The sequence below is a fragment of the [Clostridium] scindens genome, assembly GCF_019597925.1.
GTDB lineage: Bacteria > Bacillota > Clostridia > Lachnospirales > Lachnospiraceae > Clostridium_AP.
The window spans coordinates 38,204-56,192 of the sequence record NZ_CP080442.1 but is presented as its reverse complement, the minus strand read 5'-3'; the positions used below and the strand labels follow the sequence as shown (position 1 = coordinate 56,192).

At 48.2% G+C, this 17,989-nt stretch carries 13 protein-coding genes; 1 reads left to right on the top strand and 12 read right to left on the bottom strand.

Features of this window, described 5'->3' with window-relative positions; translation table 11 throughout:
* Nucleotides 1–21: 21 nt before the first annotated feature.
* The 9 genes from K0036_RS00280 to K0036_RS00240 all read right to left on the bottom strand — a co-directional run bounded on the left by K0036_RS00280 (nt 22) and on the right by K0036_RS00240 (nt 10,768).
* Nucleotides 22–2,511 (bottom strand): ABC transporter permease, encoded by a 2,490-nt coding sequence (locus K0036_RS00280; protein ID WP_220430430.1) that lies wholly within the window; start codon nt 2,509–2,511, stop codon nt 22–24.
* A 433-nt stretch (nt 2,512–2,944) separates the two neighbouring features.
* Nucleotides 2,945–4,300 carry a dicarboxylate/amino acid:cation symporter gene (locus K0036_RS00275; protein ID WP_173694684.1) on the bottom strand — a complete coding sequence of 452 codons (1,356 nt, stop codon included), beginning with the start codon at nt 4,298–4,300 and terminating at the stop codon, nt 2,945–2,947.
* A 136-nt stretch (nt 4,301–4,436) separates the two neighbouring features.
* Nucleotides 4,437–5,192 carry a LamB/YcsF family protein gene (locus K0036_RS00270; RefSeq protein ID WP_220430429.1) on the bottom strand — a complete coding sequence of 252 codons (756 nt, stop codon included), beginning with the start codon at nt 5,190–5,192 and terminating at the stop codon, nt 4,437–4,439.
* Nucleotides 5,193–5,232: 40 nt separating this feature from the next.
* The gene (locus K0036_RS00265; RefSeq protein WP_220430428.1) at nt 5,233–6,192 is read right to left on the bottom strand and encodes a D-2-hydroxyacid dehydrogenase; all 960 of its coding nucleotides are present in this window, start codon (nt 6,190–6,192) and stop codon (nt 5,233–5,235) included.
* Nucleotides 6,193–6,239: 47 nt separating this feature from the next.
* Nucleotides 6,240–7,583 (bottom strand): acetyl-CoA carboxylase biotin carboxylase subunit, encoded by a 1,344-nt coding sequence (gene accC / locus K0036_RS00260; RefSeq protein WP_220430427.1) that lies wholly within the window; start codon nt 7,581–7,583, stop codon nt 6,240–6,242.
* A 5-nt stretch (nt 7,584–7,588) separates the two neighbouring features.
* The gene (locus tag K0036_RS00255; protein WP_220430426.1) at nt 7,589–8,008 is read right to left on the bottom strand and encodes an acetyl-CoA carboxylase biotin carboxyl carrier protein; all 420 of its coding nucleotides are present in this window, start codon (nt 8,006–8,008) and stop codon (nt 7,589–7,591) included.
* Nucleotides 8,009–8,040: 32 nt separating this feature from the next.
* Nucleotides 8,041–8,991: a biotin-dependent carboxyltransferase family protein gene (locus tag K0036_RS00250; RefSeq protein ID WP_220430425.1), complete on the bottom strand. Its 951-nt coding sequence runs from the start codon at nt 8,989–8,991 to the stop codon at nt 8,041–8,043.
* Nucleotides 8,991–9,719, bottom strand: coding sequence for a 5-oxoprolinase subunit PxpB (gene pxpB, locus K0036_RS00245; RefSeq protein ID WP_025646332.1), 729 nt, complete (start codon nt 9,717–9,719; stop codon nt 8,991–8,993). The genes K0036_RS00250 and pxpB overlap by 1 nt, the downstream gene beginning before the upstream one ends.
* 140 nt (nt 9,720–9,859) lie before the next feature.
* Nucleotides 9,860–10,768, bottom strand: coding sequence for a LysR family transcriptional regulator (locus K0036_RS00240; protein WP_025646334.1), 909 nt, complete (start codon nt 10,766–10,768; stop codon nt 9,860–9,862).
* 157 nt (nt 10,769–10,925) lie between these two features.
* Between K0036_RS00240 and K0036_RS00235 the strand changes: the two genes are divergently transcribed.
* Nucleotides 10,926–12,218, top strand: coding sequence for an aminotransferase class V-fold PLP-dependent enzyme (locus K0036_RS00235; RefSeq protein ID WP_220430424.1), 1,293 nt, complete (start codon nt 10,926–10,928; stop codon nt 12,216–12,218).
* Nucleotides 12,219–12,546: 328 nt separating this feature from the next.
* Here K0036_RS00235 and K0036_RS00230 read toward each other — a convergent pair whose 3' ends face one another.
* Genes K0036_RS00230 through K0036_RS00220 form a run of 3 tightly spaced genes read right to left on the bottom strand, consistent with a single transcriptional unit; the run spans nt 12,547 to nt 17,847 of the window.
* Nucleotides 12,547–15,891, bottom strand: coding sequence for an ATP-binding protein (locus tag K0036_RS00230; RefSeq protein WP_220430423.1), 3,345 nt, complete (start codon nt 15,889–15,891; stop codon nt 12,547–12,549).
* Nucleotides 15,842–16,486, bottom strand: a complete 645-nt coding sequence (locus K0036_RS00225; RefSeq protein ID WP_025646341.1) for a DUF4194 domain-containing protein — start codon at nt 16,484–16,486, stop codon at nt 15,842–15,844. The genes K0036_RS00230 and K0036_RS00225 overlap by 50 nt, the downstream gene beginning before the upstream one ends.
* Nucleotides 16,483–17,847 (bottom strand): Wadjet anti-phage system protein JetA family protein, encoded by a 1,365-nt coding sequence (locus K0036_RS00220; RefSeq protein WP_220430422.1) that lies wholly within the window; start codon nt 17,845–17,847, stop codon nt 16,483–16,485. Before K0036_RS00220 ends, K0036_RS00225 begins: the two co-directional genes overlap by 4 nt.
* Nucleotides 17,848–17,989: the final 142 nt, after the last annotated feature.

Genomic DNA, 17,989 nt, shown 5'->3' with positions numbered 1-17,989 from the left:
CTTTTACTCCTTTGATCTTTTCTAGCAGGCCTCGTCATGTATGCCATCTATGATTTTCACCGTCCTAAGCTGCCGCATGCCGTATATGGCCGGAAATACCGTCAGCAAGATTACAATTACGAATTCCATCGCAATAAGATGATAAGGCACCTTTTTTACAATCCCCGCATATTCCGAAAACTGGGTATGCATCAGGAAAATGCTGAACGGAATCCCCAGTATTCCTGTCATCAGCCCATAGATGGAGTTCTCCATAACTATCATCTTCTTCAGGCTCTTCTTCGTCATTCCCATTGACAGCAGCATTGCAAATTCCTTCCGCCTTGTTCTGGTTGATGTTGATATTTTCTGCAATATGCTAGTCAGGGAAAATGCCACGATCAGCGCAATCGCGCCATATCCCAAGATCTGTACAATAGATCCTTGTGACCATTGGCTTTTCTCCAATTCGTAGACGGCGGCGCTTCCAAAGATATATTCCTTTCCTGAAATCCCTGAATCTTTTGCTGCCTGTGATACTTTAGGCTGAAATGCCCGATCTTCCCGCGCACGCATCTTCACATCTTTATGAAGATATTGGACATCCCCTTTGGACCATTTCTTACCGGAAGATTCCCTCGCAATGTCAAATGTCATACAAGCCGATATCTTTTTCGGCTCATCGTTGCCGGATACCGCTGCATCTTTGGGATGGCTGCCATAGGTATCCTGGTAGGCCGGATCCTCCAGGAATCTCTCAAAATCCTCCATTTTCATATAGGCTTTGAGCCGGCTGCTGCCATAAAATCCATTATTTTCTTCGGTATCGTCCATATATTCTTTACAAGAGGGATAGGGCGGCGTCTCTTTTGTGGTGCCTAAGACGTAGAAACTGCCATCCAGCAGTTTTGCTATTTCGAACTGATTCTTTGCAGAGTCGTAATTCATTCCCCAATTGTACATATCGCCGTATTTGCTATATACAAAATTGAAGTTCTCATGATCCATTTTCTTTAGGTGGCTGCTGTATTCGTACCGGACATCCTTTTCCTGCCCGTCTTTTTCCGATATCTCCATACCCAGCATATAGTCCTCCAGAATGACAGGATATCCAGATTCCCCGTCATCCCTCTCCTGGTCTATGCCAGCTTTTTGGGCATAGTCAGAGAAGGTTCGTTCATCCAGTCCAATGATCGTAACTTCCGCCAGATTGCCGCCTTCGACTCTGCCATTTTCGTCCTTTACTTGCATCTCGCTAAAATCTTTCGAAACAGTATCGGCCTCATCCACCAGGATTCCCGAAAAATCAAGCGCCCGTTGCAGAGAGATGCTTTGCACTTCCTTAAATCCTTTCAGCCTCTCATAGAATTCCTGCATTTTCCCGCCGCTGCAATCCAGTTCTGTCCACATGGCTGTCTCGGGACGCTCCCGCAGATCCTTGACATAGTAATCCCCCGCGCGTATCTTAAGCGCCACCGTCCCGCTCAGCAGAATGCACAGACTAAGGCTTAGGATTCCAATACAAGCAGAATACTGCTTTTCCTTTAGAAAGATATTCTTCAGCGCGATTGCTCCTTCTACGCCGATAATCTTGTGTTCCCTTTTCAAAGATGTGATTCTTTCACCATCCAGTTTCGGTGGGTAAGGGCGGATCAGCAAGTCAATCACCGTTGCGTTTGCCGCCCGGGAAGATGGAATTGTGCAGGACGCCAGGATGATAAGCGCAGAGCATCCCAGTATGATAAGCAGTTCTTTTATTCCCAGCACGACGGCTACATTTTCGCTAGCGCTCAATGCTCTTACTGCCACCTCTATTACCTTTCCCGTAATGCTCCTCCCTGTGGCAATTCCGAGAATAGTTCCTGCAATCCCTTCCAGAGCCCCCTCCAGCAGGATACAGGCAGATTTCTGCAGCCTTGTGGCGCCCACGCTTCCAAGCATGCCAATATAGCGCATTTTTTCAAATGCAGAGACTGCAAAAGCGTTGTAAATAAAAACGCTGGATAGCAGGATAATTACAACCAGGATATTTACAGACAGAGCCCCGACGCCTTCTGGTCCCATAGAAAATACGCCGTAGTATTGCAAAAGTTCGTCGTGATAACTTACTTCATACTTCGCTGTCGTATGGTCGGATAATTCGCTCCACTCCCCCTTGGGAAGTTCCTCCATTCCGATTTCCTTTGCATACTTCTGCGCGGCCGCCAGCGTCCCTATGCCCGGACGGCGCATTTCCACATCCATGCACAGTTCTCCCGCATGCTCGCCGCAGTCTTTGGCAGGCGAACTTTTTTTTGCCTTCTTCCACTCTGCCAGTTCTTTTGCCTGCGCTTCCGTCACTTGGTGGAATCTCACATGCCAGCCACCCTCGTCTTTAATCACCATCTCTCTTGATATCCTGGTAAACGAAGATGTAAATACCACCACTGCCGTCAAGGCGCATACCGCCAGAGCGATTCCCAGCGTGGTGATTATCGTGCGCCTCCGGTTCTGCTTCATGTAACGCCATGTCAATCGCAATATAACCGCCATTCCCTTCCTCCTTCCCATGTATGGTCTTTCTTATTAGACCCCCGGCAAGGAATGCGTTACAAGAGGACACGTAACATTTTTCACTTTTACACGTAACAAAATGCAAAAGTGTTACGTGAACTCCCTACATAACTGGTGTGCCAAAACGACAAATACCCCGTGCAAAATTGAAAAACTCCTGCGCAAAATTGATTGTTAAGTTTAATAGAAATATTTATCCAAATAAAATTTTGCAGAAATGACCTAGCAACTAAATTTTCCTGCGACGATATGATTTATTTCACTTAAATTATCAATTTGACACACCAGTATTTTCAATTTTGCACGGGGTATTTGTCAGTTTGGCACACCCTTTATATATAGTTAACACGTAACACTTTTAAGTTTTGTTACGTGCATAACTTAAAAATGTTACGTGTCATCTCTTTCCTCTTTACCCGTTGTAAACTTCTTTATTCAGTTCTTTTTCTTTCGCATTAACGATCACGTTCGTCGCTGCATCGCCGATAACGTTCAGTGGTAGCAGCGCCATTTCAACCGGTCGGTTGATAGCGACTACCAATGCGTATCCGATCAGGCAGGCTTCCGTGGTCCAGCCCATGCCGGATAATACGGTGAAGATCATCGTTGTTCCCGCAATTGGGATGGCCGGTGTTCCTGCTGCCGCGCAGATGGACAGGAATGCCATGACAACCAGGTTGGCAGGCGTAACATTGATTCCTGCGGAGGTCGCGATAAATGTAACTGCAAACATATGCATAACGGTGGTTCCGTTCATGTTGATGGTCATACCCGTCGGAAGCACGAAACTGGTAATCTCATCGCTGCATCCCAATTCATCAATACAGGTCCTGGTATTTAGCGGCAGGCATGCTGCGGAAGAATTGGTGGAGAATCCGAATACGCCGACTTTTGCGATCTTCTTCAGGAACTTGAACGGATTCATCCGGGTTGTCAGGTATATGCCGACTGGATAGAGCGTAACAACCAGCAGGAGTAATGTCGCCATTGCTGACACAACATAAGCGGCAGCCGGCGCAAGGTATTCCACGCCGTATATCGCAAATGTCCGGGAGATCAGGCAGAAGATTGCGATGGGCCCTACTTTGTTGATCAGGAAGGTCAGGTACATCTGGATTACTTCATTTCCGCTCTCCAGCACTTTCTTTAACGGCTCGGCTTTCTCTCCAAGCTTGTTCATGCACAGGCCGATGATAATCGCCACGACTACGACCGCCAGAATGCTGTTGTTGGTGCTGAATGCCTCCGTAATATTGGAGGGCACTGCATTTACGATGGTCGCCAGCGGATTAAATGCATCGATCGTGGATGCTTCCGTAACTGCCTCGCTTGGCAGCGTGACATCGAAAAATCCAAGAGACTTTACCGCATACGCTACCGCGCATCCAAGAAATGCGCCGCATACATAGAAACTGAAGAATCCTGCCAACGTACGTCCGGCGATCCTTCCAAGTTTCGTAGAGTTGGAAATGCTGCACATGGCAAGGCTTAAGGACACCAGAACCAGCGGTACGATCGCAAGCTGCAGGCCTCTCATGAATACCTGGCCTACGATATAGAAGATGCCGACCGCCCCGACGCCTTCCTCCACCGTGATATCCTGGAAGAGAAGCTTGTTGATAACCGTCCATGCGGCTTCATTTCCTGAAGTCGTCAGATGCTGGCGCAGCAGCAGGAAGCCTATGCCTACGACCAAGCCGCCAACCAGGGCGATCATCATTTTCTTTACCACGGACATTGGTTCTTTTTTGGTAGTTTCTTTACTCATTTTTTGTTTCACTCCTTCATCATCTTTATGTATTTTTGAGGAAAAAAGGCTGCAAAAAGCACCGGAATTAATCAACGTTGATATTCCTTCAACTATATATTCATTGATTTAACTCCGGTGCTTCTGCATCGTTTTCCTACAAATGCTTAATCTCGATGCCTTCTTTCGCAAACGTTTCCCGGATCTTCTGGACAAATGCCAGCGCTTTCGGGCCGTCCCCGTGCACGCAGAGGGTATCTCCCTTAATATCCAGTTCTTTGCCGTTAATGGAAGTCACCTTGCCTTCCTTGATCATACGGACGCATCTGCTGATCGCAACCTCTTCATCCGTGATCATAGAGCCTTCCATCTTTCTTGGCACCAAGGACAGGTCATCCATATATGCCCGGTCCGCGAAGATTTCGGAAGCCGTGCGCAGCCCTTTGCTCTCGGCGATCTGTCCCAGCACTGCGCCTGCACAGTAGTAGATGATCAGATCCTTGTCGAATTCAGCCACTGCCTCTACGATCGCCGTGGATATCTCCTCATCGTACTGGCACTGGTTTCCCATTGCCCCGTGAGGCGCCACATGCTGCAGTTTCATTCCCTGGCTCTGGGTAAATGCGGACAGCGCGCCGATCTGGTATTTCACATAGTTCTTTACTTCCTGGAAGGATAATACCATCTTCCTGCGTCCAAATCCCATGAGATCCGGGTATCCCGGGTGAGCACCCACCATGACTCCCCGTTCCTTCGCCATACGCACTACTTTATCCATAACCATGGGATCTCCCGCATGCCATCCGCAGGCTACGTTTGCCGTCGTCACATACTGGATGATGTCTTCATCTCCACCCAGTTTGTATGCTCCGAAGCTTTCTCCCATATCACTGTTCAAATCCACACTGTACATATCCTTGACTCCTTTCTTCTTAACGAGCATTTACAGCAATCTATTTGTTCACCACGTTCTGCGGCGCTCCATCCACAAAGCACTGGAGATTTTCAACCGCGATATCCATCAGCCTCTGGCGTGATTCCTTCGGAGCCCACGCGATATGAGGAGTAAGTATTACATTCTTGGCGCTAAGAAGCGGATTATCCATCTTGATTGGTTCTGTAGATACTACATCCAGTGCGGCTCCTGCCACTTTTCCACTGTTAAGCGCATCCCTTAAGTCCTCTTCTACGATCAGCGGCCCTCTGGAATCGTTGATAATCATGACTCCGGTCTTCATCTTGGCAATCGTATCCTTGTTGATGATACCTTCGGTATCCGGGAATAACGGGCAATGAAGAGAGATCACGTCCGACTCGGCAAGCAGCGTATCCAGGTCTGCGTAGCGGCAAGTCTCGCTCTCCAGCTCCGGCCTTTTATATGCGTCGAATGCCAGCACCTTCATTCCAAGCGCCTGTGCGATCTTTCCCGTATCCTGCCCGATTCTTCCGAATCCGATAATTCCCATGGTCTTTCCTGCCAGTTCTACCAGCGGATGTTTCCAGAAGCACCAATCCGGATTGCTGGTCCATTCTCCATTCTTCACTGCATCGGAATGCTCCCCGATATGGTGGCATAATTCCAGAAGCAGCGCGATGGCAAACTGGGATACTGCTGCAGTTCCATATGTAGGGATGTTGGATACCGGAATTCCTTTTTCCTTTGCAGCCTCTATGTCTATGATATTATATCCGGTTGCAAGGACCCCGATAAAACGAATATTCCCGCATTGATCCAATGTATCCCTTGTGATAGGCGTCTTATTGGTATATACCACCTCTGCGTCGCCGATTCTTTCCACCACTTCTTCCGGCTTGGTACGATCATATACGGTAACCTCTCCCAATGCCTCCAATCCTACCCAGCTGATATCGCCAGGGTTTAAAGTGTAACCATCCAATACTACAATTTTCATTCTGATTCCCTCCATTTTCACATATCCATTTTCGTATTATTTTTTATTTACAAGTCATAATGACTGGCTATAAAATCCGTATCAAACATTCCATTCTGGAAATCCGGCTGATTCAGCACATCGTACTGGAAATTCAAGTTTGTCTGGATCCCTTCAATCTCCAATTCTCCCAGCGTGCTGATCATCTTGCGGATCGCTCCCTGCCTGTCGCTGTCATAGGCAATGACTTTGACGATCATGGAATCATAATAAGGCGGTATGGTATATCCGGGATATATGGCCGTATCCATCCGGATGCCATTTCCTCCCGGAAGATGCATCTTCCTTATAGTCCCCGGGCAGGGCATGAAGTTGTGTACCGGGTCTTCCGCATTGATCCGGCACTCGATGGCATGCCCTCGAAGAACGATATCTTCCTGCTTTACGCTGAGCGTAAGGCCTGCCGCCACCCGGATCTGCTCCCGGATCAAGTCCACTCCGGAAACCAGCTCGCTGATCGGATGTTCCACCTGAATCCTGGTATTCATCTCCATAAAGAAGAACTCTCCGGACCGGTCTACCAGAAACTCTATCGTTCCAGCATTTTCATACCCCACTGCCTTGGCAGCGCGTACTGCCGTATCTCCCAGCCGCTCCCTTAATTCCGGGGAAATAAAGGCGCAGGGTGATTCTTCTATCATCTTCTGGTGCCGCCTCTGTATGGAACAGTCACGTTCTCCCAGATGCACTACATTCCCATATTTATCCGCCATAATCTGAACCTCGATATGGCGCGGGGACTGGATATAGCGTTCCAGGTACATGGTATGATCGCCAAATGCGCTGATCGATTCCTGCTGGGCCGTATGAAATGCCGCCGCAAACTCTTCCTCAGAATAGGCAAGCCGCATTCCCTTGCCCCCTCCGCCGGAAGAGGCCTTTATCATGACCGGATATCCGATCTCCCTGGCCTTTGCAATCGCTTCCGCTTCTTCATACACCGGCAGTTCCGTCCCTGGCACCACCGGCACGCCGGCCTCTTTCATAGTTCTTTTCGCCTCAGACTTATTTCCCATCTTTTCAATCAGATGGCCGCTCGGTCCGATAAAGGCAATTCCATATTCTTCGCACCGTTTTGCAAACTCTGCATTTTCCGACAGGAATCCGAATCCGGGATGTATTGCTTCCGCTTTTGTGGCTATGGCTGCCGCGAGAATCTGGCTCATATCCAGATAACTCTTAAGAGGGGCCGCCGGCCCGATGCAGACCGCTTCATCTGCAAGCCTTGTATGCATTGCCGCCTCATCCGCCTGCGAGTATACCGCCACCGTACGGATTCCCATTTCCCGGCAGGCGCGGATAATCCGCACCGCTATCTCGCCCCGGTTGGCAATCAGTATTTTTCTAAACATGACTTTTATCCCTCGATCACAAATAATGGCTGTCCGTACTCCACCAAGTCTCCATCCTTAACCAGGACCTCCGCTACAGTACCGGAACAAGCTGCCACTACGTCATTCATCAGTTTCATTGCTTCTATCGCTCCCAGGATCTGCCCCTCATCAATATGGCTGCCGATCGCCACTTGCGCTTCACCATCCTGTGTTTTGGCTGCATGGAAGACTCCTACCAGCGGGGACCTTATCATCGTGCCCTCTTCTATCAGGACATCCTGTTCCTGAGTTTCTCGCTTGCGATTGCCTCTTTCTTCTATATCTATTGTCCTGTCATCCTCTGCCTTCGGTTCCTTAGTCCCTTCCTTTTTAATTGAGATCCGGAACTCTCCCTTCTGAAGTGCAAAGTCCGTGATACTGGAACTCTCTATTTCATGAATCAAATCTATGATCTTCTCAGTCTCCAATATTAACCCTATTTTCCTAACTGCTTCTCCAGGTTCCTTAATTTCTGCTGCCGCCTTATATAAAGATTCTGCGCCAGCTCAATGCCGATCCTTACGAAACGCACTCTGTATCCCGGCACGCTCTGTGTCAGTTTCGGCAAATCCACGGAAATGACGGTTCCGATCTTGCTGTAGCCGCCCGTGCTCTGCCGGTCTGCCAGCATAATGATCGGCTGCCCATTCGAAGGTACCTGGATCGAGCCAAATGCGATTCCGTCGGTAATGATATTGCCGTCGCCGATGTGCTTAAGCGGCTCTTCCCTTTGAAGCCTGCATCCCATACGATCAAATTCATTGGTGATCTCTGCACCATACCAGAAGAAGCGCCTTAACTCTTCCTCGGTAAAATCCGTATCCTGCGGGCCGGTCACTACTCTGAGAGTCAATTCCTTTTTCGGAAATACTTCCGGCTCAAGCTTACGCATCTCCATATTCGGAAGCGTTGTCTTCGGACTTACGAATCCAATGGAGTCTCCCTTTTCCAGTTTCCGTCCCTCTATGCCTCCCAGCTGGTTTCTCATCAGCGTGGATTTGCTTCCCATGACAAGCGGTACGTCCAGGCCTCCTGCAAATGCAAGGTAAGCCCTGCTTCCATTCCCATTGGTCATGCCAAAGGAAAGCGTTTCCCCGGCTCTTACAAGCACCGCCCGGTACATCGGTATCGGATTCCCATTCACGCAGGGCGACATGCTCGCGCCGGTAATTGCTATGATATTATCCTTTTCAAACCTTAACGTCGGGCCGGAAAACGTCATTTCCAGCACGCCTTCGCTTCTTTTATTCCCTGCCAGGATGTTGGCCAGATAAAAGGACTGGGTGTCCATCGGCCCTGCCGGCGATACGCCGAACTGCTGGAAGCCAAACCTTCCCTCATCCTGCACCGTAGTCAGTATCCCTGGATTCTCAACTATAATTCCCATTATCTCACCGCCTTTGTATATGTTTTCAGACGATAGGTTCCTTTTCTTACATCCTCTTTGATCTTGTGATACTCCCGCAGGCTTACCGGCACGTATCTTACCCACTCCCCAGCGTGTACCAGGAACGGGTCTTCCTTTGTATAATCACAGATTGTAAGCGGCGTTGCGCCTATGATATTCCATCCGCAGGGCTGGTCAAAAGGAATCAGGTTAGACAGATTCAACTGGACTACAATGGACTGTCCCGGAATTCTGACTCTTGGCGTCTCCCTTCGCTTAAAATGAAAGGGCTCTTCGAATCTTGCCATATAGGCATGTCCCGGCGCAAAGCCTAACATATACGAATAGTATTCGTGCCCGGAATGCATGCGGATGAATTCTTCAACGGATACATTTTCATAAGCAGCGCAGTCCTCAAGATCCGGTCCCAGCTCTCCGCCGTAGCAGATGGGTATCTCCTTGACAATATGGGATTCCTCCTCCACCTGCTCCATGCTAAGAAGCCGTCTCTCTATCTCTTCTTTGAGTTGATCGTACCGAATCTTCTCAGGCCGGTAATGAACCATCAAAGAAGCGTATGTAGGAACCATTTCCACAATCCCTTCTATAGGATTCTTCGTAAGGTCCAGAAAAAGCATGCGCACCAGCTGGTTTACTTCCAGGCTGATCTCGCTACCCATCTGGACAGAAATAGCTGAATCACCTGATATTAGAAATTTTGCTTCCATCCGGCATCCTCCTTTTTGTATAATATTACTATTTTACCCGTTTTTTTTCGCTCTTTTTTATTGATTGGTTACAGTATAGCATAGGGGCATTATTTAATAAAATAAATTATTTAACTATAATATATTAACTTTTTCTATATTTATCCAACATATCCCCAATCCCTTTCGCGCAGATATTCATCCATCTTGTCTTCAAAAAGCTGTACTGCTTTCAAGGTCGCCTCATTCGGATATTTGTGCTTGATTTTATAAGTAATCCTCTCTGGCGGCTGGATCGGATTTCCAATCTCGCTTACATATACCGGCCGCAGGCTCCGGATGCGGTCCACCACGGAAACTGGCGCGATCGCCCACATTTTCTCGCTGGAAAGAAGGTGGAATAACAATTCAAAGGTATCTACCTGGAGGCGTGGCCGCTCTCCTTTGCCAACCCACTGGTCGTGCCAGATCTGATAGTTTGCCTCCCAGCTGACGAATATTTCCCGTTCAGGGTCCAGTTCGTCCGTATAGATGATTGGTTTTTTCAATTCCGTATCTGCCGCCTGGATCAGGAACATCTTCTCCCTTAAGACCGGCTCCGCCACGATGTTCTTGAAATGCAGATGGTGGTATACGAATCCCAAGTCTATGTCATGGTTTTCCAGCAGCCCGTAGACCTCATAGGAATAGTGGGTCTTGATATGCAGGTTCATGACCTGATCCTTGTCATTAAGCATATCCCTGTACAGGTCAAATAAAATGGCGCTGTTCAGCGTGTCCGTGCATCCGATCGTCAGATATAGTTTTTCCTGGCTGTCCTTGAGACGCTGCATTTCCTGCCAGATGGATACCCAGCGCTCTGCAATCGGAATGAACTCCTCCCCCTGCGTGGTAAGCTCGATCTGCTTATAGCCTTTCTTCCTTGTTATAAGGTTCACCTGAAGCTCATTCTCCAGAGACTTAAGCCTGTGGCTGACCGTGGGCTGGGATAAGAACAGATTCTCCGCAGTTTTTGTAATATTTTTCGTTTTCACAATCATTAAAAAAGTTTCGATTTCAGACAGATTCATCTTTTTCCTCCTACGATATCCTGCACATTTTCCAATTAACGGTTAAATATAAATTTTATTAATATTATACAATGAAATTATTCATTTCTCAATTTATATTCTACGTGCTATGATGGATTTAAAGTTAATGAAAACGTCCAGATAAGGAGGATGAAAAATGAATACTGAACATGGAATCTTATTCTCAGATGAATATCAGAAAAGCTTAAAAGAACAATTCTACTATGGGGATGAAGACCCGGAATATGGCCACCGGCTCTTTTTTGAAAACTCCGGCGGCTCTTTAAGGCTTAAAAAGGCGGTAGAGGTCAAATGCGCGGTAGAACAGTTTCCCGACTGTCCGGAGCGTGTCCGTGGAAGAGGCTATGAGTTACAATCTTATGTAAAAGACGGCACAAAGGAAATTCTGGAAGTTGTATTCGGCGCAAAAAGCGGCGCGCTGGTGACGGAACTCTCAGCTTCCCAGGCAATGTACCAGGCTGTGGGCGCCATCATGGAAAATGTGAAATGGGGAACCAACGCGGTCACATCTTCCCTGGAGCACCCTTCCGCCCATGATGCGGTGGAGTACTATTGCAACAAGACTGGCCGGGAATTCCGGGTAGTTCCTGCCGACAAGGCGACCGGCGGCATCGATCCTGACGAAGTCATGAAGTATGTAGATAAAGACACCTGCCTTCTAAGCATTATGGCTGCCTCAAACATTTCCGGAAATATCATGGATATCAAGGAGATCACGCGCCGTGCAAAGGAGATCAACCCAGACATCTATGTCATCAGCGATGCCGTTCAGCATGCGCCGCATGCGGTCATTGATGTAGAAGACTGGGGCGTAGATGTGGCAAACTTCGCGCCTTACAAGTTCTTCGGAATCCGCGGCTGCGGCTATGCCTATGTATCCGACCGTGTTGCAAAACTGCCCCACCACAAGCTGATCCATAAAGAAGCGGATGTATGGAATCTCGGAACCCCTGCGCCGGCAAACTATGCGGCAATGATGGCTGTCATCGACTATGTATGCGACATCGGCGCGCATTTCTTAGAGGATGCCGATAAGGCTGATAAGCGGGCCCTGTATGTGGAAGGCATGAACCGGATCCATCTCCAGGAAAGAGCGCTTCTCTACCGCATGCTGGAAGGAACCGACGAAGTTCCAGGCTTAAGACACATTGATAATGTCGAAGTATATGTAGATATGGAAGACCTTACATATAAAGACCTGATTGTCGCCATGGGCATTAAAGGAATCGAGTACTCTGAATGCGTACAGAAATATCTCGATCACGGCGTTACCGTATTCGAGCGCTTAAGAAGCAGCATGTACTCCAAGAGAATCGTAGAAGCCCTCGGGATCGAAGGCGCGATCCGCGTATCCCCGCTGCATTGCAACAGCACGGAAGATATCGATGAATTCCTGAGAATAACAAAAAAAATCGCAGAAAGCGTATAACGTTTTTCCCTCTCTCAAAAGTTCCTTATTGAAGAAGAACCGCTGCCATTGGTGAAGGCAGCGGTTCTTCTTCCAATACCTCTTCCAGTTTCTTTATTTCAAAAGATAGCTAAATCAAAAAACTTTCCTGCCCAATCACAAGTCCTGTCTCCAGCATACGGCCTATCAGCCCTTGAAACTCCGGCACTTCCACCGTATACATTCTGGCACGCTCCTTTCAATTTTACACACCAGTTAGTGCGGTTTGACACGTAACAAAATTAAGATGTGCACGTAACACTTTTGAAAAGTGTTACGTGCACATCTTAATATTGTTACGTGTTATCTTTCAATCTTTCAGTTCCCCAAAATCTTTTTTCTCAAATTCCTGTATCGAGATATGCCGCTTGTTCGGATTGGCATACACAAATGTCTTATCTACATTTTCCAGGTAATTCTGTATCTTATCATTGGTGGCGCTGATGATGGCCTGGAAGCCGAGTCCCCGGATCAGCGAGATGCAGCTGGCCACTTTTTCCGCGTCCATCTTGGAGAAGGCTTCGTCCAGTACGACCAGCCGTATGGTGGGGCTTCTGTGGATTTTGGGCGATAGGTTGATGCGGTAAACTTGCGCGAAACTGGCAAGAAGCGCTACGTACAGCGGATTCTGTCCCTCGCCGCCGGAGTTCTTCTTAATCATCTTGCTAAGACCGATGGTCATATCTTTATCGCCTCTTACGATCTGCTGCATATCGAAAGACAGATAGGTGCGATAATCTGCATACTTGTCCATGTTCTTCTTCGCCTCGTCCAGTTCTTCCTTGGTTGCGTTTTCCGGCGGGATGAAGATGTTGATCAGTTCATTCATCAGGTCCCCGTACTGATCCTCATGCTCCATGGTGAACATATTAAGCTGATTGTCTATAGTATTAGTCAGCTGGCTTGGATTGATCTGCAGCGAATCGTCCATGAACATCTTGTAATATTTCCCGTCGGCCCCTTTATTTCTGGTAATTACGAACTGATACTTGTCTTTTCCGAAGTCCAGCCTGCTAATGATGCGGTTCAGCTCGTCCCTGCGCTGGTAGGCTTCCCGGATGGCGCTTCGTATCTTAAAGATAAAGTCATCCTTAAAGTGTTCCACCGCCTGGCGCGCCTGTTCTTTCGCCGACTCCCGGTAGGCTTCCAGATCATCGCACTGCAGCGTGTTCAGCAGTTTGTCGTAAGCCTCGTTATTCTTGATTGCCGCGGAGTAGGTACGGTTCGGATAATTCCTCAGGTATTCGCCCCGGATGTCCACCAGTTTCTGGTATGCCTGCTCCTCCCGTTCCTGCTTCGGATAGCGCTCCGCAATCCTCTGCCGCTTTAGATATTCATAATTGGAAGATTTCTTCCCTGCAAGGTACTCCTGGAATTCCTGCTCATATACAGGATTTTCCACGGTCTTTTGCTTCTGCTGCGCCAATGCGGACTCGGACTGTATAAGTTCCTCCCGGAATCGTTCAATATCCCTCTGGTTGTTCCAGATGTCCTTCTGCACCTGATCGATCTGCGCTTTTTTATCCTCCTGCTGCCGCTGGATTTCCTCTTTCTGACGATTCCAGGTATCCACGGATTCTTCTTTTAAGCGCTGCATTTTCTCTATGATCTGCTTCTTCCTTCGTTCTTTTGCCGGAATCTGTTCCATATCAGACAGCCAGCCCAGATAATCGGAGATCGGCTGCATCAGCATTTCCAGCTGCATAGTCTTTCGGATTTCCTCCAGCATCTCCTGCAGAGGCAGACGCTCTTCCTGTAGTTTCTGGCATTTCTCTTCCAGCTGGCGGATACGCTTTCGCATACTCGTCTCTCCGATATAGGCCCTTCTGGTATAATTCTCCGGATTGATATGCTGCAGACGATAGCTGTGATACAAGACGCAGTCCGGCGTAATTCCAATCCGGTGCTCCCGCAGTTCCTCTATGGATTCGCATTTCATCACATTTCCCAGGAAAAAGTCGATGTAGGCCCTGACATAGGGCTCTTTTGCCACAATTTCTTCTGCGAGAGAACCTGCCTTTGCCTGGTGCCCATCCTCCATGACCTTCTCCGTGTCCAGAACAGCCGCACGGTAATACTTCTTCCTGTCCATCCCTTGGTAGATGTCCATGGCTTCCCTGGCATAGCCCGGCTCCACCACAAGCAGCAGCTTATTGCCGCCCAGATAGCCTTCGATGGCATTGTGCCACCGCTCATCCTTAATATCCAGAAGGTCTGCCAGTATCTGTACGTTGACGAATTTCCCGCATCGCTCGTGGAGACGGTTGCGCAGTTCGTATCTGGCCTCCTCCAGTTCCCTGGGATATGCCTTCTTCCCCTGCTTCAGTTCCTTCAATTCCTCTCTGGCATCCTTTTCTTCCTTCTTGATCTTGCGCAGGTCGGAGTCTGCCTCCCGGCACTGCTCTTCTAATTCTTCCTGAATGTCCAGAAGGCTCTCCTTGAGCCTCTCAAGTTCTCCTTCAGAAATGCTTCCGTCCGCGAATTTGTCGATATCCCAGATGGTCTGGTTGGGCGTCACATCCTGCTGCTTCCACTCTTTCAGGCGGTCGGCCGTCTGCCCCCAGCGTGCCTTGCTGGCACCCAGCCTCTCAAGCGTCTCATTAATGCCAGCCAGTTCTGACTCCAGATTGGCATATCCGCTGTCGGCGATCCTGAGAATTATATCCTCATATTCCTTCTGCAGGATTCTGGCCTGTGATTCCAGCTGTTCCTTAACCATTTCCTGTTTGCCGATCTCTTCCTGGCGTCCCAGCGTCTTATCCCGGCATTCCTGGATCTTTGCTTCCAGCCAGAGTTCTTCCAGCCGGTCAATCTGGTACGTGCAGGCTTCCACTTCCCGGTGATCTTTGCAGAATTCCTCATACTGCTCCCGAATCAGATTAAGCCTTCTGATCTCTTCTTGCGTCTCTTCGATCTTATTCTGCATCCGTCCATACTGCATGACGCTCTCCTGAAGGTCCTCAATCTGGATATCCTGTTCCATGCAGATATACTCTTTGACAAAGTCCTCCAGCTTGATATTCATGCGGAACGGGATCGCCCGTTTAAATAGCCTGGGAAACTTCTCCATGTCCAGCCCGCCCAGATAAATGTCATAGAGCTGGCGGCGGAATCTCTCATTGCTGGGACCGCAGTAGAATCCTTCCGGCGGAAATGTCCTTTGCAGATACTCCCGCATTTCTATGGTCGTCAGACATCTTTTTTCCGTACGGTAATGGTTATTTAAAAGTTCTCCCGTATGCCAGAAGAACAGCCTGCTAATCTCATTGGTAGCCGTCTCCACGTCAAATACGACGCCCACGCACTGCTTTTCTCTTGTATTGGTCTGTTCCAGTTCCAGTACGATGGTGCTGGAAAAGTTCTTATTCCTAAGATACTGGGATTCATTATTCTCACTGATATTTACCATGCCCCGCAGGTACTCGATCAGGCTCCGGTCAGAATCGTCTGCCGCCGCCTTGTTAAAGAACCCGCGGCCATCCGTATTGGCATACAGAACGATCTGGATCGCGTCGATCACCGTAGACTTGCCGCTTCCAGAATGGCCGGTAAAGAAATTAATCCCTTCGCTTAAAGTCAGTATCTTCTTATCTATATAATGCCAGTTATTCAGGCATATCCTCGAGAGTGCTTTGAATGGCTGCTTCGTCTCCAATGTTCTCCTCCTCGCCAAATGTCTCTAACAGTTCCTTAATATCATCCCCCATCAGCACCGCGTGAATGCAGGGATATATGATAAGCCTCGTGTGCTCGTTCAATTCCTCCAGAACGTCCAGCGGCTCTATGATCTGATATTTCTTAAGAAGCGCGATGGTCCGGCGCATTTCCGTAGGAGAAGGCAGACCGTGGAGCACCCGGAAGTCTCCCGCCTTTCCATTGACTGCCCCCAGCGTGGTGACAATATGGCTGCTGGAAGATACCGCCGCCATCTGCTCATCATAGATGAGTTTTAATACCAGCAGATAGATGGTTGCAAGCCTTGGCAACTTCTCTCCCCACAAAGCCTCCCCCTGGATATAGATCAGGCCCATATGGGCATTCTCTTTCAAGGTAATTCCCGCGACTTTATAATATGCCCTTAAGAATTCCATATGCTTGCTGCATATCCGATACTCCCGCACATACTGCATGCGCCCGGATCTTTTGTCATACTTCCTCTCCAGCAGAAATGTCTGGCGGTACAGGATCTGGATTACCTCCGTGATATCCTCCTGCTCTTCCTGGCTTAGCTGTTCAAAATAGTCTATCATAATCTTCTCCTTACAAACTTCAGCGCCGGATACTTATACGGCCCTTTTTCTATCATATTTGGCTCTTCTTCCAGCACCATGTACTTGCTGCTCCTTCTGGTACTGTAATCATAGGCCAAGATCAGTTTTTCAAAGGTTTCCTCATCCATGATATCTACCTGAGCCGCATCCATAATCTCGTCCTGATTCATGTGGGATTCAATGAATGCCTCTATCTGTTCCTTGGTATAGCGTACCTGGATGCGGTTAAGCTTCAGCACATCTTCCTTGTCAAGGTCCGCAATCTCTTCATCCGGCTCCATCTGGCTGATAAAGTCTCTTCGGCCCTTCCGCCTTTTATACAAGGACTTCTCCGATAAGATCTCCAGCAGGGAGAGATTCATCTTCTCCCCTGTCTTTGCCAGCACCTCATCATAATCCGCGCTCTCTGACATACGGTTCAGAAGTTTTATGACCATGCCTTTCGTATCCGACTCTCCGCTCAGCAGATAGTTAAGCCTGGTTACTGTCGCGCGGACGTATTTGGTATGTTCTTTGTCCATGTTGGCGATTCTGTGCTCGATATCATCGAATCCCCTCTCGATCTGATCCAGAAGTTCCAATACATCCTCTCCTGTATCTCCCATGGCCCTTGAACGGTCTCTTACCTGCTCTATCCACGCTTCATCTTCCCGCATATCGCGCAGGCACTTCTTAATATCCATCTTATAGATATAGAAATTGTCCGAAGTCTTCAAGATATGATACTTCTTCCTGACGATTTCCTCCACATACCCGTCCAGATGCTCTCTTAGAAGATCGCCATAAGACTTTTGATCCAACAGCCGTGCAAAAAACTTGTCCATATTATGGAGCATATCCTGCAGCGCCTTATTAAGCCTGCGTGTATTCACCAAGGCAGTGCGAAGCATGCCCAGATTGGCTCTGGCATCGTTCTGAAAGGAAAATAACGTGGCATAGACATTCTGAATATAGATGTCTGTCTCCTCCATATCCTCGGAACTAAGACGTTCAAAAGCGTCAATAAATATGGCGGAATAGTCCGGGATCACGATATTGGTCACCAGCGTATTATAATCCTCTATCCGTTTAAGCCATCCGGTCCGAAGAAGCCAGTTCAAGATACGGGATGACGGCGTCTCCAGCATATCAAATTCCGACTCGCTTTCTTCCCATTGAAGCTCGTACCGCTTCCTGGCGTTCATATCGCCTAAAACCTGGATGCATGCTTCTTTGGTAAGGAAATAGTTATTATATTGGTATTCTTCATTGATATATAATAGCGCATCAATGTATATCTCCCGGTTCACGGACCGGAACAGGCCCCAGAACGTATCCGGGATCTCATTGCGTAACTGCATATGTATTCTCCAATTTGTCCTTGATTTCATAGATCTTTCTAATTTTATCATTTTTGCCGGACTATTTCTACCGTTATAGTCTGGATAAATGCCAAGCAGGGATGAAGCCTTTTTAATAGGTCTCCATCCCTGACTTGCCACA

Coding starts and splice junctions, on each gene's coding strand:
- K0036_RS00280 (WP_220430430.1), bottom strand. CDS start 2,511: ATGGCGGTTATATTGCGATTGACATGGCGTTACATGAAGCAGAACCGG.
- K0036_RS00275 (WP_173694684.1), bottom strand. CDS start 4,300: ATGAGTAAAGAAACTACCAAAAAAGAACCAATGTCCGTGGTAAAGAAA.
- K0036_RS00270 (WP_220430429.1), bottom strand. CDS start 5,192: ATGTACAGTGTGGATTTGAACAGTGATATGGGAGAAAGCTTCGGAGCA.
- K0036_RS00265 (WP_220430428.1), bottom strand. CDS start 6,192: ATGAAAATTGTAGTATTGGATGGTTACACTTTAAACCCTGGCGATATC.
- accC (WP_220430427.1), bottom strand. CDS start 7,583: ATGTTTAGAAAAATACTGATTGCCAACCGGGGCGAGATAGCGGTGCGG.
- K0036_RS00250 (WP_220430425.1), bottom strand. CDS start 8,991: ATGGGAATTATAGTTGAGAATCCAGGGATACTGACTACGGTGCAGGAT.
- pxpB (WP_025646332.1), bottom strand. CDS start 9,719: ATGGAAGCAAAATTTCTAATATCAGGTGATTCAGCTATTTCTGTCCAG.
- K0036_RS00240 (WP_025646334.1), bottom strand. CDS start 10,768: ATGAATCTGTCTGAAATCGAAACTTTTTTAATGATTGTGAAAACGAAA.
- K0036_RS00235 (WP_220430424.1), top strand. CDS start 10,926: ATGAATACTGAACATGGAATCTTATTCTCAGATGAATATCAGAAAAGC.
- K0036_RS00225 (WP_025646341.1), bottom strand. CDS start 16,486: ATGATAGACTATTTTGAACAGCTAAGCCAGGAAGAGCAGGAGGATATC.
- K0036_RS00220 (WP_220430422.1), bottom strand. CDS start 17,847: ATGCAGTTACGCAATGAGATCCCGGATACGTTCTGGGGCCTGTTCCGG.